Origin of the sequence: uncultured Thiohalocapsa sp. (assembly GCF_913063425.1) — a bacterium.
Lineage (GTDB): Bacteria > Pseudomonadota > Gammaproteobacteria > Chromatiales > Chromatiaceae > Thiohalocapsa.
The window spans coordinates 14134-34716 of record NZ_CAJXYK010000022.1; the positions used below are offsets into that span (position 1 = coordinate 14134).

The 20583-nt window shown below is 68.3% G+C and carries 21 protein-coding genes; 12 read left to right on the forward strand and 9 right to left on the reverse strand.

Going from position 1 to position 20583, the window contains the following annotated elements; all coding sequences use genetic code 11:
• Window positions 1-104 precede the first annotated feature (104 nt).
• The 5 genes from QZ607_RS13290 to QZ607_RS13310 form a co-directional block, all read right to left on the reverse strand.
• Window positions 105-905 carry an ABC transporter permease gene (locus QZ607_RS13290; protein WP_295883402.1) on the reverse strand — a complete coding sequence of 267 codons (801 nt, stop codon included), beginning with the start codon at window positions 903-905 and terminating at the stop codon, window positions 105-107.
• Complete coding sequence (locus tag QZ607_RS13295) at window positions 902-1840, reverse strand: ABC transporter ATP-binding protein (RefSeq protein WP_295883404.1); 939 nt, start codon at window positions 1838-1840, stop codon at window positions 902-904. The genes QZ607_RS13290 and QZ607_RS13295 overlap by 4 nt, the downstream gene beginning before the upstream one ends.
• 212 nt (window positions 1841-2052) lie before the next feature.
• Complete coding sequence (locus QZ607_RS13300; protein WP_295883406.1) at window positions 2053-2556, reverse strand: hypothetical protein; 504 nt, start codon at window positions 2554-2556, stop codon at window positions 2053-2055.
• A 129-nt stretch (window positions 2557-2685) separates the two neighbouring features.
• Entirely contained in the window at window positions 2686-5631 is a 2946-nt protein-coding gene (gene prsT, locus QZ607_RS13305; protein WP_295883408.1) for an XrtA/PEP-CTERM system TPR-repeat protein PrsT, read from the reverse strand.
• Window positions 5619-6806, reverse strand: coding sequence for a hypothetical protein (locus QZ607_RS13310; protein WP_295883410.1), 1188 nt, complete (start codon window positions 6804-6806; stop codon window positions 5619-5621). Before QZ607_RS13310 ends, prsT begins: the two co-directional genes overlap by 13 nt.
• Window positions 6807-7122: 316 nt before the next feature.
• Here QZ607_RS13310 and QZ607_RS13315 point away from each other — a divergent pair, with 316 nt between their 5' ends.
• From QZ607_RS13315 to mtaB, 4 genes are all read left to right on the forward strand, one after another.
• On the forward strand, window positions 7123-7599 hold the full coding sequence (locus QZ607_RS13315) for a hypothetical protein (protein WP_295883412.1): 477 nt from the start codon (window positions 7123-7125) through the stop codon (window positions 7597-7599).
• 112 nt (window positions 7600-7711) lie between these two features.
• Window positions 7712-8401 (forward strand): Hsp20/alpha crystallin family protein, encoded by a 690-nt coding sequence (locus QZ607_RS13320; RefSeq protein WP_295883414.1) that lies wholly within the window; start codon window positions 7712-7714, stop codon window positions 8399-8401.
• The gene (locus QZ607_RS13325; protein ID WP_295883417.1) at window positions 8398-8805 is read left to right on the forward strand and encodes a nuclear transport factor 2 family protein; all 408 of its coding nucleotides are present in this window, start codon (window positions 8398-8400) and stop codon (window positions 8803-8805) included. Before QZ607_RS13320 ends, QZ607_RS13325 begins: the two co-directional genes overlap by 4 nt.
• A 40-nt stretch (window positions 8806-8845) precedes the next feature.
• Entirely contained in the window at window positions 8846-10228 is a 1383-nt protein-coding gene (gene mtaB, locus QZ607_RS13330; RefSeq protein WP_295883419.1) for a tRNA (N(6)-L-threonylcarbamoyladenosine(37)-C(2))-methylthiotransferase MtaB, read from the forward strand.
• Window positions 10229-10288: 60 nt separating this feature from the next.
• On the opposite strand, the gene QZ607_RS13335 is transcribed toward mtaB, so the two are convergent.
• On the reverse strand, window positions 10289-10864 hold the full coding sequence (locus tag QZ607_RS13335) for a hypothetical protein (RefSeq protein ID WP_295883421.1): 576 nt from the start codon (window positions 10862-10864) through the stop codon (window positions 10289-10291).
• A 225-nt stretch (window positions 10865-11089) separates the two neighbouring features.
• Here QZ607_RS13335 and QZ607_RS13340 point away from each other — a divergent pair, with 225 nt between their 5' ends.
• Window positions 11090-11515 carry an OsmC family protein gene (locus QZ607_RS13340; protein ID WP_295883423.1) on the forward strand — a complete coding sequence of 142 codons (426 nt, stop codon included), beginning with the start codon at window positions 11090-11092 and terminating at the stop codon, window positions 11513-11515.
• Between the two features lie 168 nt (window positions 11516-11683).
• Here QZ607_RS13340 and QZ607_RS13345 read toward each other — a convergent pair whose 3' ends face one another.
• The 3 genes from QZ607_RS13345 to QZ607_RS13355 form a co-directional block, all read right to left on the reverse strand.
• Window positions 11684-11911 (reverse strand): hypothetical protein, encoded by a 228-nt coding sequence (locus QZ607_RS13345; RefSeq protein ID WP_295883425.1) that lies wholly within the window; start codon window positions 11909-11911, stop codon window positions 11684-11686.
• 193 nt (window positions 11912-12104) lie between these two features.
• Window positions 12105-13130, reverse strand: coding sequence for an endonuclease/exonuclease/phosphatase family protein (locus tag QZ607_RS13350; RefSeq protein ID WP_295883428.1), 1026 nt, complete (start codon window positions 13128-13130; stop codon window positions 12105-12107).
• Window positions 13127-13678 carry a cytochrome b/b6 domain-containing protein gene (locus tag QZ607_RS13355; protein WP_295883432.1) on the reverse strand — a complete coding sequence of 184 codons (552 nt, stop codon included), beginning with the start codon at window positions 13676-13678 and terminating at the stop codon, window positions 13127-13129. The genes QZ607_RS13350 and QZ607_RS13355 overlap by 4 nt, the downstream gene beginning before the upstream one ends.
• A gap of 250 nt (window positions 13679-13928) precedes the next feature.
• Here QZ607_RS13355 and QZ607_RS13360 point away from each other — a divergent pair, with 250 nt between their 5' ends.
• The 7 genes from QZ607_RS13360 (at window position 13929) to trpE (ending at window position 20523) form a co-directional block, all read left to right on the forward strand.
• On the forward strand, window positions 13929-14852 hold the full coding sequence (locus QZ607_RS13360) for a class I SAM-dependent methyltransferase (protein ID WP_295883434.1): 924 nt from the start codon (window positions 13929-13931) through the stop codon (window positions 14850-14852).
• Entirely contained in the window at window positions 14852-15574 is a 723-nt protein-coding gene (gene tsaA / locus QZ607_RS13365) for a tRNA (N6-threonylcarbamoyladenosine(37)-N6)-methyltransferase TrmO (protein WP_295883437.1), read from the forward strand. The genes QZ607_RS13360 and tsaA overlap by 1 nt, the downstream gene beginning before the upstream one ends.
• The gene (locus QZ607_RS13370; RefSeq protein ID WP_295883441.1) at window positions 15571-16182 is read left to right on the forward strand and encodes a hypothetical protein; all 612 of its coding nucleotides are present in this window, start codon (window positions 15571-15573) and stop codon (window positions 16180-16182) included. Before tsaA ends, QZ607_RS13370 begins: the two co-directional genes overlap by 4 nt.
• 451 nt (window positions 16183-16633) lie before the next feature.
• On the forward strand, window positions 16634-17329 hold the full coding sequence (gene rpe, locus QZ607_RS13375) for a ribulose-phosphate 3-epimerase (protein ID WP_295883444.1): 696 nt from the start codon (window positions 16634-16636) through the stop codon (window positions 17327-17329).
• A 425-nt stretch (window positions 17330-17754) separates the two neighbouring features.
• Window positions 17755-17883, forward strand: coding sequence for a DUF29 family protein (locus tag QZ607_RS25865; protein ID WP_367268193.1), 129 nt, complete (start codon window positions 17755-17757; stop codon window positions 17881-17883).
• Between the two features lie 14 nt (window positions 17884-17897).
• The gene (locus QZ607_RS13380; RefSeq protein WP_295883446.1) at window positions 17898-18584 is read left to right on the forward strand and encodes a phosphoglycolate phosphatase; all 687 of its coding nucleotides are present in this window, start codon (window positions 17898-17900) and stop codon (window positions 18582-18584) included.
• A gap of 445 nt (window positions 18585-19029) precedes the next feature.
• Window positions 19030-20523: an anthranilate synthase component I gene (gene trpE / locus QZ607_RS13385; RefSeq protein WP_295883449.1), complete on the forward strand. Its 1494-nt coding sequence runs from the start codon at window positions 19030-19032 to the stop codon at window positions 20521-20523.
• Window positions 20524-20583 lie beyond the last annotated feature (60 nt).

Consider the following 20583-nt stretch of genomic DNA (forward strand, 5'->3'; position numbering starts at 1 on the left):
GCCGACGGGCGCCGCCGCGACGTGCGCTTCCCCCGATTAAACAGCCAGCTACGGCTTTATTTTAACACGTTACTGCCAAGGGTCGCCGTGCCCGAGCGGCCCACTCACTGCTTAATGCCGACGCCGCGCTCCAGCAGTCTCAGGCTCACCGCGCCGAGGGCCCCGATGAAGGCGACGATGATGACGAAGGCCATCACCAGCGGGATGTCCGTGGTGCCGAGCACGCCGTAGCGGAAGGCGTTGACCATGTACAGCACCGGATTCAGCAGCGACACCCATTGCCAGAGCTCCGGCAGCAGCTCGATGGAGTAGAACACGCCGCCCAGGTAGGTCAGCGGCGCCAGCACGAAAGTGGGCACGATGGAAATGTCATCGAAGCTGTTGGCAAAGACGGCGTTGATGAAGCCGCCGAGCGCGAACAGCACCGCCGTCAGCACGAACACGGAGAAGGTCACAACCCAGCTGTGCGGCGACACATCGGTGAACAGCATCGCCACCAGCATGACGACGATGCCGACCGTCACGCCGCGCGCCGCACCACCTGCGACATAACCCGCCAGGATCACCCAGGGCGGCGCGGGCGACACCAGCAGCTCCTCCACGTAGCGCGAGAACTTGCTGGAGTAGAACGACGAGACGACGTTGCTGTAGGCGTTGGTGATGACGGCCATCAGCGCCAGCCCGGGCACGATGAAGTCCATGTACGCAAAGCCGTCCATGGGGCCGATGCGCTCACCGATGAGCCGGCCGAAGATGACGAAATAGAGCAGCGTCGTGATGGCCGACGGCAGGATGGTCTGCACCCAGATGCGCGAGAAGCGCAGCACCTCCTTCTGGAGCAGCGTGGAGAAGGTGATCCAGTAGCGGTACCAGCGCTCCAGGTCCGGGACGGGCCGCGCGCTCATGCCGCCCGCGCCGCTGTGCCGCCGCGCCCGCGCTCCACCATTTCCAGGAACAGCTGCTCCAGACGGTTCTGCTTGTTGCGCATGCTCTGCACGGCGATCCCGGCGTCACCCAGGGCGGCGAACAGCCTGTTCAGCGACTGTCCACGCTCGAGCTGCGCCTCCAGCGTGGTCGCGTCCAGCAGCGTCAGCGCGAAGCCCGGCAGCGCCGGCGGGGCGCTCAGCGGCGCGGTGAGATTGAGCACGAAGGTCTCCGTATCCAGCCCCGCCAGCAGCGTCTGGGTCTCCGCCACCGCAGCGATCCGGCCCTGGTCGATCATGGCGATGTTGCGGCAGAGACTCTCGGCCTCTTCCAGATAATGCGTGGTGAGGATGATGGTGGTGCCCTCGGCGTTCAGCTCCCGCAGGTAGTCCCACATGGCCCGGCGGATCTCGATGTCCACGCCCGCGGTGGGCTCGTCGAGGATCAGCAGCCGCGGGCGGTGCACCAGGGCGCGGGCGATCATCAGCCGCCGCTTCATGCCGCCGGAGAGGAGCCGCATCTCGGAGCGCCGCCGCCCCCAGAGATCGAGCTTCCGGAGGTAAAACTCCGCCCGCTCCCGCGCTTCCTGCCGCGGAATGCCGAAGTACCCGGCCTGGTTGATCACCACCTCGGCCACCGGCAGGAACAGATTGAAGTTGAACTCCTGCGGCACGACGCCTAGCGACGCCTTGACCGCCTCAGGCTCGGTGTCGAGGTCGTGCCCGAATACCGCGACGCGCCCGGAGGTCTTGTTGACCAGCGAGGTGACGATACCGATGAGCGTGGACTTGCCCGCGCCGTTCGGCCCCAGCAGCGCGAAAAAGTCGCCCTCCTCCACCGTCAGATCCACGCCTTTCAGGGCCTCGAAGCCCGACCGGTAGACCTTGCGAAGCTGTTCGACGACGAGGGCGTGCATGGCGAGGACGGACAGGGCTGCTGCTGAGTGCACCGAGGGGCGCATCGGGACGCGCCGCGGCAGCCAGGTCAGCCCCCGCAGGCGGCGGCTAACCTAGCCGCTGCATGGGCCATTTGCAAGCGCGCGGATGCCCGGCCCTGTCGTGCCGGGTCCAGGGGAGTTGCGCGTTCAGTGTCGCGGGCGCCAAGACCGCCTGCGGCACCGGAGCCGCCTCAAGGACGGCCGGAGAGCGACGCGTCCTGCGGCAGTGAGCGCTTGAGGCCGGCCACCAGCAACGGGTCGCGGCTCGCCGTCAGGTAGGTCAGGATCAGGCCGCCGTAGAACAGCGCCGACCCCAAGAACAGCCCGGAGAGCCCCCACAGCCAAAAAAGCGCGGCCGCGGACATGCCGAGCCCCGCCGCGTAGCCCGCGATGGACGCCGCGCGCACTGGCCCGCGCAGCCGCAGCAGTACCAGGGCCGCTGCGCCGGCGAAGATGAGCGCCTTGATGCCGACCATGGCGTGAAGGAGATTGGCGAGGTCAGGCTCGACGCCTGCCGCGGGCTGTAGCGTCGCGGCTGCCGCAAGCCCAAGACCGCCGCCGACCATGATCGCACTCAGCACCATGGACGCGCCCCAAACGCCGGTTCTGGCCTGCGACTGCAGCCGCATATGGGATCGGTCAGTGGCATCCGGCACCACCGGTGTCGCCTGCTCATCGAAGCGCTGTCTAGCCATGTCCACCTCCGCGGAAGCTCGCCACGTCTGCGCAGACCGAAGCGTAGCGGACAAGCTGCCGTGAGGGCCAGCGCCCAGCCTGCCGGTTACAGCGCCACACAGCTCGCCGCGCCTCGGGCCTCGCCGTGCTCACCAGAGTTGCTCGGCCTCCTCGGCGCGCAGCTCATCCTGGATCTGGGCCAACAGACCTCTCGCTCGCTCACGTTGGTCCGAGGAGAGGTCATTGTTCAGCAGCCGCTCAAGTCGCTGCACGGCACGCTCATCCCGGCCCTTTTGATGCAGCACTCGGGCCGACAGCCAGAGCAAGCCCGGATCGGTGGGATAGCGCGCCAACGCGCGATCCAGGGTCAGCTCCGCATCCCGCCATTGCCCGGCCTCAACCTGCGCGGTGACGAGTGTATGGGCGATGTCCAGTGAATCCGGCCGGGCCTCGAGGGCGCGCTGCGCATAGCTGATCGCCCGCTCGACATCCTGCTCCATGGCGTACCAGGCGAGGTTGTTCAGGGCCACCACGTGGTCGGGCCTCGTCGCAAGCACCTGCTCATACTGCGCAATCGCGTCGGAAATGCGCCCCGCCTGCACAAGATGGGCCGCCAGGTTAACGCGAACCGACACATCGTCAGGTCGTTCCTCAAGCCATTTGCTTTCCCGGGAGATGGCATCCTCCAGTCGCCCACCCTGGGCTTCAGCATTCGCAAGGGCCAGCAGAACGCGCTGGGATGGCGCTCTGCTGTAAGCGTGCCGCAGCGGTCCGATCGCCTGCACAGGCCGCTCCGTTGCCATCAGTATCAGTCCGTACAAGAAGTCCGCCAACGCTGGCCGCTCGATCTCGGCCAGCACGGGACCCAAGAGTCGCTCTCCCACCTCGAATCGCCCCGTCGCGATCTGCAGTCGTACCAGCTCGAGCAGCGTCGGCACATGCCCCGGCTCGATTGTGAGCATCTGCCGCAGCGTATCCTCGAGGGCGACCTTGTCATCGAGCACGGTCAAAATCCTCGCATAAAGCGAGTATGCGCTCAGGGAGTCGGGCTCCAACGCCACCAGCTCTCGCGCGACCTCGGCCGCCTGCTGCGGTGTCCCGGCGACGAGCATTGTCTCTGCGAGCAGCCTCAGATAGCTGGGCTCGCGGCGGAATGCTGGTACCGCATTCTGCTGCAGCACAGCGACCGCTCCTGCCGCGTCACCCTGCGCAAGTACCAGCGGCGCCAGCTTCAGACGTGGGCCCAAGATTCCCGGGTGTGAGTCCACCGCAGCTTGCAGCAGCCTCACAGCGTCGTCCGCCCGCCCCTGCTTGGACGCAATCCCTGCGCGCGCAACCAGGGCATCGAGATGTTCCGGCCTGTCCTCGAGAATGCGCTTGAAGTGCTTGTCGGCGGCTGTCGTATCGCCACGTCGGAGTGCCAGCTCGCCATGGCGCAGGTGGGCCCTTGGAGAGTCCGGCGCAATGCTCAGGGCTGCATCCAGCACCTGCTGCGCCGATTCCAGTCTTCCAGCAGCAAGCAGGACCTCGGCTTCCAGCAGCACAGGGCCGTCTTCCTCCGGATACCGGCGCTGTAGCAGCTGCGTCCAGCGAAGCGCCTCGGCCCAGTTCTGCCGACGCACGTGGTACGCGGTCAAATACTCGTACGCGGGCACAAAACCAGGATGCCGGGCCAACAGTCCATCCAGTATCTGCTCGCCGCGCGTGCCGGCTCCGCTCAGAATCTGAGCAATGGACAGGTCCAGCTGCGTGCGCGGATCCTCCGGGTCGGCCTGTACCAATCTGCTCAGCAATGGCACCGCGTCCGCCGCCTTGTCCTGCGCGATGAGACTCGCGGCGAGAATCCGCATTGCGTACTCACTGCCCACCGCTGTATCTGAATGCGCTCGGACGACGGGGCGAAGCAGGCGCTCGACTTCCAGGTGGCGACCCTGGCTGAACCTGAGCGCTCCGAGCACGGACCGAGCAGCGACGCTTTCCGGGGCAGCCTTCAGCACGCGTGACAGCCAGTCTTCAGCCAGGTTAATGCGGCCAAGCGCGTAGGCGGACACACCACCGTACAGCAGTGTCCCGATATGGGACGGCTTGAGCTTCCCGGCGGCCTCGAGCCGCGTCAACGCCGCCTCGGGCTCTCCACGCAACAGCAGCAGGCGCCCCCGCAGGTAGTGATCGGCAAACGTATCCGGCGCCACTGCGTGCACGGCGTCCGCGTCTTTCGCCGCTGCATCCGCCCAGCCGAGATCAAGCCGGACTTCACCTCGCAGGAAATGCAGATGCACCGCGAACCGATCCACGACCAAGGCACGCCCGTACAGGACCTCGGCTTCGCGCAGTCGCCCGAGATCTCGGGTGAGATCGGCAAGCAGGCCGAGCGCATCGGCACTGCTCGGATAGCGCAGAATGAGGTCCCGCAGCTGCTCCTCCGCCGCTTCACGCCGCCCCGCAGCGGCGAGCAACCGCGCATTCGCGACGCCCACCGCCTCACTGCCCGGTGCAATTTGAGCCGCCTCCGTCAGACGCGCTCTGCCCGCGTCGATCCGGTCGAGCAGCAGCTCGGCCACGGCCTGGTGAGCCATAACCTCACCCTGCGCCTCGCGCGAGATATCGGCTGGCAGATCAAGCTCAAGCAGTTTGTCGTAGGCACCGGAGCGCAACAGCACCCGAGCCAGGAGCGGCAAAACCGATGAAGCCTGCATCCCATGCTCCATCGCCGAATTCAGATGCGTTGCCGCAAACTCGAACTGCCCCATGTCATAGAGCAGGTTGCCGAGTCGCCAGCGGGCCATCGCGCTCTCCGGCTCCAGCTGAACCGCCCGGGTCAAGGCAGCTTCGGCAGGCCCTGTTTGCCCGGCCGCCTGGAGTTGCTCAGCCTCATCGAACAGCGCGGACAGATCCGGGGCCGCGTCACCGGAGCAGCCGACCACCGCACTCAGCGCCAGCGACAAGAATGCCTGCGGAAGCGCGCGCGTGATCGCCCAGGGAGCCTTCCAGGTGGCGGTGCCGCGCTCAGTGCCCGGATGTGCGGTCGCCCCGGACAGTTGGTGGGCGACGCGAAGGCGCACGCGCAGCGTCGCCGCAACCGCTAGACGCAGCATTGACACACGCAACGCCGGCGTCGCGCGTGGACTGCGATCAGACCCGACAAGCCGACGCCGAACAGCCACACGGCGGATGGCACAGGCACAGCGGGAGCGAGCTGAGCCTGTGCGGACGTCGCCGCTTCGAAGCCGATCGTGTAAAACTCGTTGGCGATAACTTTATAAGCTCCAAGGGTATCGAACGAGTAAAGCACCGTGGGCGTGTCCCCGGCGGAATTGCCCTTTGGGTCATCCGTATCCGCCGCGGCGACCGAGCTCAGCAATGAGAGATTGCTCGGAGTCCATTGGAAGTCGCCAGCGTCACCAAAGCGGTCCACATCGACCACAAACGACGTCTGTGCGCTCGCGCTCCCCGGACTGTTACCGAGTCGGGCGATTGTCTGCGCCAAGAACTCGATCTTGAAGTAGGAGTCGAAGGTGCGCTGGGCCAGAGCGAACTCGACGCTCTGGGACGCCGCTGCGTCAGCCGGCCCTCCACCGCCGAGGCCCCCGTTGGCAGCCGACGGGCGGGTAACCAAGGATGCGTCGGAGCGCAGGCCAAGGGTGGCGGAGCCGGTCGGCCCGCCGCCGAGCACATCAGCGAAGAAGCCCGTGTAGCGTTGATCGGCGTGCACGTATTCCGGGCCGGCGCTGCCGGGCAACGCATTCGGTACCGGACCGAAGCCGGACGGTGCGGCCCCACAGCCGGCACCGACGCATGCCGGAGCCAAGTCAAGCGCGTTGGGCATCGTATCCGAGACGACGCGGGTACCGGTTCTTTGTTCGGGAGAACCGGGCACTGCTGCGCCGTTCCTCGTGAGGGACGCGTAAACGCTCGCCTCCTCGTCGCTGTTGAACAACAGGATGTCCGGGGAATCTCCCGGGTTGCGGGAAATCGTGACCCGACGGTCATCGTTCGGGTTGCCATCGCCGTCGTCCACGTACCAGCCGAAATCGGTGATGTTCATCGACGCTGTGGCAAGCGCGTTGGCGAAAACCTGCCGGGGCAGCAGCACCGCCGTCATCAACACCAGTGTTGCGATCAGGAGCGCAACCGTCGGTTTGCCGCAGGCGAGTCGCAGCCCTGTCGGTAACCGCTGCAAGCCAACGCCGACTGCGACCCGGGCACTGGCCGAGCCAACGCCGGCGGCCATTCTCGCCACTGTGGTGCTGCCACCGTCGGCGGCGCTCACGGTGAAGCGCTTGGCCCTCTCGCTGGACTTCCGATGGACCCGGTGCAGGGGCGACGTAGGGCGGAGCGGATCTGAGATCATAGCCTAGCTTTACATTTAGTGGCTGACGACTGGTCTTCGGGCGGTCCCTGCAATTCTTGTGCCGTAGAGCCTACCAGCCTGTTTCTGAAATTACCGTGGGTGAATAAAGCAGGATGTGGTCAGTGGATCACCCCAGTCTGTAAAATTTCCCGACAAGACGGAGCTGGTAGCCGACGACCTTCGGCGTCAAGAGCATCACGTTGGGAGAAGCGACCCCTGTGAGGCGACCCCTGTCATGCTGCGTGCAGATGCGATCCCCGACCTTGCCGAGCGCCTTGCACGCTTCGGCATGCACATCAACCATGTCCCCTCCGGAGACGGCATCCCCGGCAGCTGGTGGGGCGCCCCCGAGGCCGGCATGATCGGGGACGGCCTGTACGTACGCGAGGATACTCCCCTACACTCTGCCCTGCATGAGGCCTGCCACTACATCTGCATGACAGAGGACCGGCGCCGTACGCTGCACACCGACGCCGGGGGCGACGATGCCGAGGAGAGCGCGGTGTGCTACCTGCAGATCCGCATCGCCGACCAGCTGTCGGGCGTCGGCGCCGAGCGCCTGTGCCGGGACATGGACGCATGGGGCTACAGCTTTCGTCTGGGCTCCGCCTGCGACTGGTACCTGCACGATGCCGAGGATGCGCGGCTGTTGCTCCTCGACTGGGGTATTCTGACCCCTGACGGCCAACCCACCTGGCGCTGCCGCCGCTGAACGGCTGGCTTTATACTGGCGGGCAGCGTTCACGGGCCGCGCAGCGTGGCCCGCGGCGCCCGGGCCAAGGCCGCTCGGGCGCCGCCCTTTTGCCTTAGGAGGAGACCGTTCGATGAAGGCACGCTGGATTCTGCTCACGGCAGGCTGTCTGCTGCTGCCGACCCTGTCACAGGCTGGCGAGGCACCTGCGCCCGCCCCTCCACCAGCCGCGCGCGCCGCCGTGCCCGGTCTGCCCGTGCAGCCGCCTGCACAGGCACCCGGGATACCAGCGGATACGAGCGCGGGCAGGCTCCCGGCGCCCGGCGCGGCGCGCGCCGGCGCGCGGCCCGAGTACGACTCGGACACGGGTCGCCTCGCCTTCGACTTCGCCGGCCTCGGGCTGACCCAAAGCCGCACCGACGACGCCTATATGCTGGACATCGACCTGCGCGGGCTGCCGCCGGAGCAGGTGCAGGTCCGCCCGGCCGGCGGCGGCCTGCTGCTGGTGGTGCGGCGCACGGCGGAGACCAGCCGCGCAGAGACCTTCGACGACGGCCGCGGCTATGCCCGCAGCTGGGGCTTCTCCGCCGGGCAGCGTGTGCAGCGCCTGCCGGCACCGCCGGATGCGGATGTGCGGGCCATGCAGCGTGAGGACAGCGCGGAAGTCATCCGCATCAGCATCCCGCGCCGCAGCGACCTCCCCACCGGCGGCGGCTACGGTCAGCCCGGTGCCGCACCCGGCTTCGGCATGCCGCCGGCGGCCATGCCCGCACCGCCGGCAACCAAGGTGACACCCGGACAGCCACAGGGCGCGCGGCAATGACCACCGGCTTCGACACCCCCCAGGCCGCCGAGGATGCCTACTACGACGCGCTGGAGGGCCGCGATGCGGACCTCATGGCCCGCGTCTGGGACGATTCGCCGGACATCGCCTGCGTGCTGCCCATGCAGCCCATCGTGCACGGCGTGCAGGTGCGCAACATGATGCGCGAGCTGCTGCGCAGCGACGTGCCCATCGACATCCGGGTGACCCATCTGCGCTGGGTGGAGCTCGGCGATGTGGCCATCCACTACGTCACCGAGCACAACAACGCCGGCGATGCACCGCCGGGCGCGCCCGGCATCTTCGCCACCAACGTCTTCCGCCGCCGTGGCGAGGCCGGCTGGACCATGATCCTGCACCAGAACAGCCCGCCGCCCCCGAGCGGCCCGCCGCCGCGGCGCTGAGCCCCGACCCCCAGCCCACCCGGCGCCACCGCTCCCCATAATGCCCGCCGATGCCGCCCCGCGCGTCTACCTGGAGACCCTCGGCTGCCGCCTGAACGAGGCGGAGCTGGAGGCCTGGGCGCGGCAGTTTCGCCGCCGCGGCTGCCGCATTGCGGGCAGCGACGAGCCGGCGGACCTGCTGGTGGTCAATACCTGCGCCGTCACGGCGGAGGCGGTGCGCAAGTCCCGCAAGCTGCTGCGGCGCCTGAAGCGCGCCCATCCGGATGCGCGTCTGGTGGTGAGCGGCTGCGCCGCGTCCCTGACCGACGCGGACCTGGGCGACGCCGGCATCGACCTTGTCGTCGACAACGCCGACAAGGACCGGCTGGTGGACATCGCAGCAGATGCCCTCGCGCTGCCGGCACCGCGCACACCGAGCCCGGACACCGATGCCGCCGAGGCCCTGTTCGCCCGCGGGCGTCAGCGCGCCTTCGTCAAGGTGCAGGACGGCTGCCGCTACCAATGCACCTTCTGCATCACCACCATCGCCCGCGGCGCCGAGCGCAGCCGCCCGCTCGCCGAAATCATTGCCGAGATCGACGCGGTGGCCGCGGCCGGGGTCAAGGAGATCGTCCTCACCGGCGTGCAGCTCGGCGGCTACGGGCGGGGTCTGCCGGCGGCGGACGCACCCGATCTCGCCGGGCTCATCGCGGCCGTCCTCCACCATACGGAGATCCCGCGGGTGCGCCTCGGCTCCGTGGAGCCCTGGGACCTGCCGGCGGCCTTCTGGCGCCTGTTCGAGGACCCGCGCCTGATGCCGCATCTGCACCTGCCCTTGCAGAGCGGCGCCGACAGTGTGCTGAAGCGCATGGCAAGACGCTGCCGCACGGGCGCATTCGCCGAGCTGGTGACGGCCGCCCGCGCCACCGTGCCGGACTTCGAGGTGAGCACCGACGTCATCGCAGGCTTCCCCGGCGAGACCGACGCCGAATGGCAGCAGACGCTGGACTTCGTGGCCGCCATGGGCTTCAGCCATCTGCACATCTTTCCGTACTCGGCGCGGGCGGGCACCCTGGCCGCCGACATGACCGATCAGGTGCCGGAGCCCGTCAGGCGCGGGCGGGCGCGCGCATTGCACGCGCTCGGCGCCGAGCTCAAGGCCACCCGCCTGCGCGCCCAGGTGGGCCGCACCCTACCGGTGCTGATCGAAGGCGAGAACCGGGACGCCGCCGGCACCTATGCCGCCGGCTTCACGCCGAGCTATCTGCCGGTGCGGCTGCGGGGCGCACCGTCGGAGGCCGTCGGGCAGATTGTGGCGGCGCGGCTCCTGCGCCTAAGTGACGACGCCACAGCGCTGGAGGCCCGCTGCGACACCGCAGCCGCCCGTGCCGACCGGCAGGAGCCCACCGACACCGGCTTCGCAAACGCCCCGGCCTTGTCCTGAGGCGACACCCAGCGCCTGCCGGCGGCGTCCGGGGGACGGGTCAGCGGGCTGCCGCAGCGCTCAATAGCCGCTCTCCATCGCCGCCGCCTGCTGCTGGTCGAGCGCATCGGCGATGTAGGCGAGTGCCAGGCCGGTCTCGCGGGTCCAGCTGAGCTCCACATGCCAGCCGGCATCGGTCTGCCAGAGGTGCACCGCCCTGCCCTCGCCGCGGCGGATGGCGATCTGCTTGCGCCCCGGCGTGTACGCATGCTCCGGGAAGCTGCTGCGATCCTCGCCCTCGCCGTACTTGCGGCGCAGGATCTGGTACAGGTCCTCGTAGTGCAGCTGCGAGGCGATGCGATGGTCGCGCAGCACCTTGTAGACGACCCCGCGCCAGGCGAGCACGTAGACGCGGTCCCGGCCCTCGTAGTAGACCAGCGCCACGCGCTCGCCCTGATCCTGCCGCAGCGTCGGGGGCTGCTGCTGCGCCACGGCGTTGACATCGCCCCCCAGACAGTAGCGGTTGAACACGAGCTTGAGGCAGGACTGCTGCGCCGCGGCGGGCCCGGCTAGCAGCAGCAGGCACAGCGCCCAGCACCCCCAGAACCGCGGCGCAGTGGGGGCCCAACGCGTGCCCGGGTGTTGCTGTCTGCTCATGTACGCGTCCGCGGCTGCCCAAAAAGGCCGAGAGAATACCGCATCCTCAGGGTACGCATCCGCAGCACGCCCGGTGGTGGCCGTCCGCCGCACAAGCTGCTCCGGACAGCGGACCGGCGGCATGCCGGTGGCGCCTCGACGCGCTTGACGCCGTCGCGCACAGCGGGCTGAATCACACCTCCGACGCCCTGCGTCCGGAGCAACCACCAACAGGGAGATTTGCACATGCCCTCAATGCGATCCCACCACGCCGGCGATATGGTGTTCGAGACCGAGGCAGGCGACTTCAAGATCATGAACGACGTGCCGCCCACCCCGGAATGGGGCGGCAAGGGCCGGCATCCGACGCCGCCCGATTACTTCGTCGCCTCGCTGTCATCGTGCATCGCGGCCTTCGTGCAGCAGTACTGCAACCAGCACGACATCGACTCCAGCGGCATGTATGTCGAAGTCCACTACGAGAAGGCCACCGACCCGGCGCATCTCAAGGAGCTGATGGTGGACGTGCACCTGCCCAACGCGGACGTCGGCAAGCGTGCCGAGGCCATCAAGCGCGTCTCCGGCCACTGCACGGTGCACGAGACCATCTGCAAAATGGAAACCCTGCCCGTCAACGTCCACGACAAGACCGGCGAGGTGGCGTCGGCCTGACGCGGAAGCGGCTCGGCTCAGATCGTCGGCGTATGCCGCGCGGCAAGGGTCACGCATGACCCAGGGGCGGGCTCGGCCTCCCCGCCACGCGGCCTGCACTGAGCCGACGGTGCGCACCGCACACAGGCACCGCACCAGCGGCTCAGCCGTCGGTCAGGGGTACCGGCATCAAGGTCCGGTCTCGACATCGAACAGCCGGCGCCAGGCGACCGCGCTGCCAAGATTCGCCATGAGCCGGCGGCCGTCGTCCACGTCGGCCTGCCAGACCCGGCGGGACGACTGGATGTCCTCGACGCCGCGCCGCCTCACGAGATGCTGCACGACGGCCGGCTTGCCGTTGCCGGCATTACCGCACAGGTTCACGAGCTTCCCCTGGCCGGCGCGGATGTGGTCCAACAAGGTTCCGGCACCACGACCAATGCCGGAGCTCGGAGCGAGTGCTTGGTACGACAACGGGCGCCAGCAGACAGGCCTCGTGGCTGTTCAGTATACCGTCCCCGTATCTTGAGTGCAGCTTTCCCTAGGCGGAGCGTCCCCGGACACGGAGCCCGGTTCAGCACGCGGCCCCTGCCAGGCCGCACCGCTCCCGTTATCCGGGCGGAAGGCGGAGGGTGACTGCAATGGGATGGTGGTCGGAGGGCTTGGGGCCGCCGCCATAGTCCAGCACCCGCCAGCTGCCGCGCACCGCCCAGTCGGTGGCGGGCCCGCCGAGGACGATGTGGTCGATGGCGTAGGGATACTTGGGGTTGTAGGCGTATGGGAACGGCCGGCCGGCGCCGGTAAGCACCAGGTCGGCGTCCGGGTCCGGCCGGCTGCTGTTGCGCTTGCAGGCGCGGCCGAGCTGTGGGTCTTTGCGCCAGGCGCAGACTTCGCCGTCGTCGATGTCGTTCCAGAAGTGGTCGTTGCGCTGATCGAGCTGGCGGTTGAAGTCACCGAGCAGGACGAATGGGACGTCCGCCTCCGCGCGGGCATCGATCCATTCCTCCAGGATGCCGCGCTGGCGGCGCAGTATCCGGCACTGCTCACGCCGCACCCGCCCTTCGAGCCCACCCCAGGCGCAGCCGGACTTGAGGTGCAGGGACATGAGCTCCAGCGCCGGTGCGCTGTCGCCTTCCAGCCGGATGCGGGCGCCCCACCGTCGCCCGTCCACGCCGAGCTCGCGGAAGCCCTTCAGCAGGCGGTAATCGAGCCCGGCGGCACGGAGCCGCTCGCGGTTGATGGCGAAGCCGGTGCGCTGGGCGAGCCGGCGCTGGCCGGCCATGCCCCGGCACGCGTCGCGGCCCTCCTCGCGGCGGGCGGACACCACGACGTCATAGACAGCCGGGTCGAACACACGGCGCAGCGCATCGGCGTTCTGGACCTCCTGGACGGCGACGATGTCCGCATCCAGGCGCCGGGCCACCTCCCGCAGGCGCTGGTAGTCGGCCTCGGTGCGCGGCCGGCAGCCGGCACCGTCGGCGGCGGCAAGGTGCTCGATGTTCCAGGTGGCCAGGGTCAGCTCGACAGCACCCGCGGCGGCCGCCGCGGGTGCTGCCAGCCATGCGGCCAGCCATGCGGCCGGCAGCGCGGCGGTGCCGATGCCCCACCGGGTGCCGGAAGCGCCGACGCGTCTCATGGCAGGCTGATGCGCTTCATGACACCGTCTTTGCGCTTCCAGTGCCTGAGCCCGGCACCGATGTGCAGCACCAGCAGCGCGGCGACGGCGAGCCCCGCGTAGCCGTGGAACATGAAGAGCTGCTCGCTCAGCGCTTCGTCCTTGCCGATGAAGCCCGGCAGGTTCCAGTCGAAGAACTGCACCGGGAAGCCGCCGGCGGCGGTGGCGAGCCAGCCGCCGATGGGCATGCCGAGCAGCAGCACATAGAGCAGCAGATGGGTGCCACGGGCGATGGCCTTCTGGGGGCCCGGCAGCGGCTGCTCGTAGGCGGGCGGTGGCGACATGCGCCGCAGCGCGACGCGCAGCACCATCAGCAGCAACAGCAGGATGCCGAAGGTCTTGTGGTACTTGTACAGGTCGTTGGTGGTGTCCTGGCCAAAGGTATCGACAACGCCCTGGTAGCCGAGCCCCCAGAAGGTGAAGCCGATGGCCAAGAGGCCGAGGACCAGGAGCGCGATGAGCCAGTGCAGCAGGCGCTGCGAGAAGGTGTAGCGGTGAGCCGAAGCCATGGGAGCCTCCCAGCGTTCACAGGGTTGGGACGATGGCGCCGCCGCACCGGGCGGCACCCGCCCACGGAAAGTTGCGGTTATGCAGTCATTCGCAACGTGGCCGGTACCCTAAGGCAACTTCGCATTGCACAGCAGGCCGCACGCCCACTGGGGCAACAGGGCGCACGACGAGCGTGGTCCCTCGCACATCGCATCTCGCGCCGCGCGCCGGCCGCCCCCACCTCCAGGCAAACGCACACGGAGACCTGCCATGTCCGACACGACGCTGCCCACCAGCCGCCTGCGCGAGAGCCTGGGCTATCTGAACTGGCTCTACAACCCCTTCCACGGTCTCGATGCCAATGCGATCTACGATCTGCTGGCCACCAGCTCGCCCACCGAGCGCGGGCTGTACCTGAATCTGGGCTACTGGCGCGAGGCCGCAGACCTGGATGCCGCCAGCGACGCCCTCGCCATGCTGGTGGGCGAGACCGCGGAGCTCGGCCCCGAGGACAACGTCCTCGACTGCGGCTTCGGCTTCGGCGACCAGGACATCCTCTGGGCGCAGACGCTCAAGCCCGGACACATCATCGGCCTCAACATCACCGCCTCCCAGGTGGAAGTCGCGCGGCGGCGGGTGAGCAAGCTCGGGCTTGACGACCGCATCGATCTGCGCCACGGCTCGGCGACGGAGATGCCGCTTGAGTCCGCCAGCGTGGATAAGGTGGTCGCCGTGGAATGCGCCTTCCATTTTCGCTCCCGGGAGCACTTCCTGCGCGAGGCCTGGCGGGTGCTGCGCCCGGGCGGCCGGCTGGTGCTGGCGGACATCATTCCGATGCCGAGCGTGCGCGGCTTCCCGGCGCGGCTGGAGCAGCGCCTGTCCTGGCGGCTGGTGGCCGGCAAGTTCGCGATCCCGCCGGAGAACGCCTACACCAGGCCCACCTATCACTCCAAGCTCGCCGTGGGCGGCTTCGAGCAGATCCGTATCGAGTCCATCCGCGAGCACGTCTACGCCCCGCTGCATCGGTATCTCGCCGAGCACCCGGAGACACTCCAGCGCCTGCATCCCATGGCCCGCCTGCCGGCCAGGCTCGCGCTGCGCTTCGAGGCCACCAGCGTCTACCGCGGGCTCGACTATGTGCTGGTGAGCGCGCGCAAGCCGAAACAGCTGCTGGGCCCCGGGCGCCGGCGCTGATGACCTTCGGCTTCGAGCCCATCGGCACGGCACGGACGCCGTTCACCGACAAGTTCGGCATCCCGCGCCAGGCGCGGTTGGTGGATGCCCCGGGCCAGATCCTGCTGCACCCGCCCTATGACCGGCGCGAGGCCTTCGCCGGCCTGGACGGCTTCAGCCACGTCTGGCTGCTCTGGGTCTTCCACCACGACTGCCTGACGGCCGGCTGGAAGCCCACCGTACGCCCGCCGCGGCTCGGCGGGCGGCGCTCGGTGGGCGTCTTCGCGAGCCGCGCGCCCTATCGACCCAACCCCATCGGCCTGTCCGCGGTGGCGCACCAGGGGCTGGTGGACGAGCCCGGGGGCCTGGCGCTGCGGGTCTCCGGCGTGGACCTGCTGGACGGCACACCGGTGCTGGACATCAAGCCCTATGTGCCCTATGCCGATGCCATCGCCGACGCCGCCGGCGGCTTCGCCCACGCGGAGCCCCACAGCCGGTTCAGCGTGCACTTCACCGCCGCCGCGGAACAAGCCGTCGCCGCCCGCGATCCGGACGGCCGCCTCGCATTGCACCGGCTCATCGCGCAGGTCATCGCCCAGGACCCCCGCCCCGGCTACATGGACCGCTACCCGGAGCGCACCGACTTCGGGCTCAGGCTCTACGACTGCGACATCCGCTGGCGCGTGGACGGCGACACGGCGGTCGTGACGCACTGCATCATCGACGAAGACGCTCCCCTATGAACCACACCGCCGCAAGCCCCGCGAGCCGCTGGTTCCCCTGGTTCAAGTGGACAGTCTACGGTCTGCTCGCCGTCAACATCGTCCTGTTCCTGCTCCACGAAACCGTCACCGAGGGGCTGGACAGCCTCGCCTGGGTGGTACTGCTCCTGCTGTTCGAGTGGGAGACCAGCCAGATGGACAAGCCCTATCTGTCGAGCTGGGAACGGTACGGCATCCACGGCGGGCGCATCGCCGCCTACGCGCTGGTGCTCTGGAGCGCCTTCGGCTACTCCAGCGCCGCCTACATCGCCGAGTACGGCGCGGTGGACATGTGGAACGCCTGGACCTGGATCCTGATCGTGCTGATCCTGGAGTACGACGTCTATGTGCCTGGGCGCTACGGGCACTGGGAGTGGCGGGTGCGCAACGCGCTCAAGACGCTGCTCTACGGCGCCCTCTTCGTCTATGCCCTGCTCTGGGGCCTGGACGGCAGCTGGCTCGACTTCTACGACGCGCTGCTCTGGATCCTCTGCTTCTTCGCCATCGAGCTCAACATCTTCGCCATCGAAGCGCCGGAGGCCGACGCCGATGCCGCCACCGCCGCCGAGGCGCCCGCCGGCACCGATTAGTGCACGACTGAGCGAGCCACGGCCCGCGCCCGGGTACACCGACTTCTGTCGGCATCCTGGGGACGGCGGACTTGAGTCCGCGCAGCAACGCAGACGGCCTCGCCCCAGGCTTTCCGCAGCGCAGCACCAACAGCAGCCGTCCCGCGCAGGCGTGCGCAGGCCGGCCCCGCAAGCAGCGGCCGACAGATCGCTCGCAGGTCTGCACACTTTGCGCCAGGACGGCGCCAGCCACTGAAGGTCCCTCCAGGCGCAGAGCGCCAGCAAGCGGCGTGACACCGCAGAGCGGTGTCACGAGCGCCCGCCCAAGCCCCTCAGCCCTCAGCGCTCAGCCCTGCCCCGGAGCCCCTCCATCGTGAAAAGCCCACCGGCATCGGTTAAAGTGCCGGGTCTCGATTCATGCCCGTGCCGAGCGGCTGCCGCTGCGCCGCGGCACGCCCTACGGAGACCCACGATGGCCGCAGAAGACCTCATCGCACCGTCCATTTTGTCCGCGGACTTCGCGAAGCTCGGCGAAGAGGTGGACAACGTCCTCGCCGCCGGCGCCGACATCGTCCACTTCGACGTCATGGACAACCACTATGTCCCGAACCTCACCATCGGCCCGCTGGTGTGCGAGGCCCTGCGCAAGCATGGCGTCACCGCCCCCATCGACGTGCACCTGATGGTGAAGCCCGTGGACCGCATCGTGCCGGACTTCGCCGCCGCCGGTGCCAGCTACATCACCTTCCACCCTGAGGCCAGCGAGCACATCGACCGCACCCTTCAGCTCATCCACGGCGAGGGCTGCAAGGCGGGCCTGGTGTTCAACCCGGCCACCCCCCTGTCCTACCTGGAGTACGTCATGGACAAGGTGGACATGGTGCTGCTCATGTCCGTCAACCCGGGCTTCGGCGGCCAGAGCTTCATCCCCGCCGCCCTCGACAAGCTCCGGCAGGTGCGCCAAATGATCGACGCCTCCGGCCGCGAGATTCGTCTTGAGATTGACGGCGGCGTCAAGGTGGACAACATCGCCGAGATCAAGGCCGCCGGCGCCGACACCTTCGTCTCCGGCTCCGGCATCTTCGGCAAGGGGCAGGACAGCGACCCGAACCGTTACGACAGCATCATCGGCAAGATGCGGGAGGCCTTGAGGTCGGTTCGCGGCTGAGTGTTGCCGCAGGCCCCATGATCAGGGCGTCAGCGTCCTGATCACAGGCGCCGCCGAGGCTTGTCAGGCGTGATCGCCCTCAAAAAGCTTGAGCCATCCTATTTTTGAGGCCCAAGCGCATGGATGACATATCTTCTGCCCCGGAGTCTTGGGCTCTCGCCCGAAAGATCGCGACCTGAGCACTTAATCCAGGTCCCAGGGCGCCCGTGATAATTGATTGGAATTCCCACCGAGCTGGTGCCGGCCGTGAGGGAGCTTCTCGCAAAGCACAAGAGCGCGTAACGGGAGCACGGGGTCAGAGGGCATCAGGGAGCATGCGGTCAGGTCTTTCCTTTTGGCTCACATGAAAGAGAACGCCCAGGAAACCCGCAGGACCGACGCCAAACCGCGGCCGGCGCTTCGAACAGCTGGATGTCGAGCATCTGATCCAGGAGACCTGCGCCGATGCCGTCGAGCTGGCGGCGGAGGAGCGCCGTCTCGGTCAGGACACCTTCCCCGCATCCTGTCCCTACACGTCGGAGCAAGTGTTGGATAGGATCTTTCTGCCCAACTGAGGAGCAGCATCCGCATGACGCAGCGCTTCGGCCCCAAAATGGTCCTGATCGACCTCGACGGCACCCTGGTGGACAGCGTGCCGGATCTCACCCACAGCGTGGACGCAATGATGACCGAGCTTGGCCGTCCCCCCCATGGCGAGGCGGCGGTCCGCAACTGGGTGGGCAACGGCGTCGAGCGCCTTGTAAAGCGTGCGCTGACGGGGACGCTGGACGGCGAGCCGGACCCCGCCGACTTCGACCGGGCCTATCCGATCTTTCTGGAGCGCTACACGGCCCACAACGGCGAGCATTCCCGGCTCTACCCCGGGGTCGCGGAGGGGCTTGAGCTGTTGGCGGCCCGCGGCATGCAGGTCGGCTGCGTCACCAACAAAGCGGCGCAGTTCACCGAGCCGCTGCTTGCCGCGCTCGGCGTGGCCGCGCACTTCGGCATCATCATCAGCGGCGACACCCTGCCGGAGAAGAAGCCGAGCCCCCTGCCCCTGCTGCACGCGGCGGAGCACTTCGGCGTGGCGCCGGCGGCCTCACTGATGGTGGGCGATTCCATCAGCGACGTGAAGGCGGCGCGGGGCGCGGGCTTTCCGGTGGTCTGTGTGAGCTACGGGTACAATCATGGGCTGGACATCCGCGATGCCGGGCCGGATGCGGTGATCGATTCGCTGGCGGAGCTCGCCGGCCTGCTCACCACAGACGGTATTTGAGCGCAATCGGTGGATGCGCTTCGCTTATCCACCCTAGGCAGTGCTCACCAGCGCCCAGTGCAGTGCCCAGTGCAGTACCCAGTGCAGCGCCGCGGAAAGCCTGAAGCCAGGCAGCACCTGCTGTCGGCGGACTGAAGTCCGCGTGCCCCAAGTTGCCGACTGAAGTCGGCGTACCCGGGGGCCGGCCTCGCGGCTTGCGCCGCGCGCCAGTCGGGCGTGGGAGCGCCCACAACCCCGTCGCGGACAGCGTTTCGCGCGACGACGCAACGGGACGAAGCCAAGCTGATGACCCGCAACGAAGCAACAAGCGCCCCGCCGGATCGACACGACGCCATGCCGCCCGAGACGCACTCCGCACGTCCGCTACGCAGGTCACAACGATGGCGCGGCTGACGCCGCCCGAGCCGCCCTGCCGCCGCCGTCGCATCCAACGGAGTGCTCCACCATGACGCCTGAGAACTTCGCTGCCCTGGTGCGCCAGGGCCACAACCGCATCCCCTTCGTCTGCGAGGTACTCGCGGACCTGGACACGCCGCTCAGCTGCTATCTGAAGCTCGCGGCGGGGCCGTACTCCTATCTGTTCGAGTCCGTGCAGGGCGGCGAGAAATGGGGCCGCTATTCCATCATCGGCCTGCCGGCGCGCACGGTGCTCAAGGTCTACGGGCACCGCATCGTGGTGGAGCGCGACGGCAGCGTCGTCGAGGCGACAGAGGCCGAGGACCCGCTCGCCTGGATCGAGCAGTTCCAGGCGCGCTACAGCGCCGCCGAGCATCCGGACATGCCGCGCTTCGCCGGCGGCCTGGTGGGCTATTTCGGCTACGACACCGTCCGCTACATCGAGCCCAAGCTCGCCCATTGCCCGAATCCGGACCAGATGGGCACGCCGGACATCCTGCTGATGCTCTCCGAGGAGGTGGTCGTCTTCGACAACCTGCGCGGGCGCATCTACATCATCGTGCATCTGGACCCGGCCGCCGGCGACAGCCCGGCGACGGGCCAGGCGCGCATCGACGCGCTGGTGGCAAAGATGCAGTGCGGTGCTCCGCGTAATCCGGAGGCCGGCGGTCGTCAGGTGGCGGAAACCGACTTCATCTCCGGCTTCAGCGAGGACGGCTACAAGGCCGCGGTGGAGCGCATCAAGGAGTACATTCTGGCCGGCGACTGCATGCAGGTGGTGCTCTCGCAGCGGCTCTCCATCCCCTACCAGGCCGAGCCGCTGGACCTCTACCGGGCACTGCGCGGGCTGAACCCCTCGCCCTACATGTACTTTCTGGACTTGGGCGACTTCCAGATCGTCGGCTCGTCGCCGGAGATCCTGACGCGCCTGGAAGACGGCGTGGTCACGGTCCGCCCCATCGCCGGCACCCGCCGCCGCGGCTACACGGAAGACGAAGACCAGGCCCTGGAAGCCGAGCTGCTGGCGGACCCGAAGGAGCTCGCCGAGCACCTGATGCTGATCGACCTCGGGCGCAATGACTGCGGGCGGGTCGCCAAGACCGGGACAGTGCGGGTCACCGACCAGATGATCGTCGAGCGCTACTCCCACGTCATGCACATCGTGAGCAATGTCACCGGCGACCTTGCGCCCGGCATGAGCGCCATCGATGTGCTGCGGGCGACCTTCCCGGCGGGCACGGTCTCCGGGGCGCCCAAGATCCGCGCCATGGAGATCATCGACGAGCTGGAGCCCGTCAAGCGCGGCATCTACTCAGGTGCCGTGGGCTACCTGGCCTTCAACGGCAACATGGATACGGCCATCGCCATCCGCACCGCCGTCATCCAGAACGGCATGCTGCATATCCAGGCCGGCGCCGGCGTGGTGGCGGACTCCCTGCCGGAGCTGGAATGGAAAGAGACCATGAACAAGGGCCGCGCCGTGTTCCGTGCCGTGGCCATGGCCGAGGCGGGCATCGAGCGCTATCCCTGCGTTGTGGAGTAGGGGATGGGGAAAGCGCCTTGGGGCGTGATCGGCGCCGTCGCTCCGGCGCGCTGACGTGGC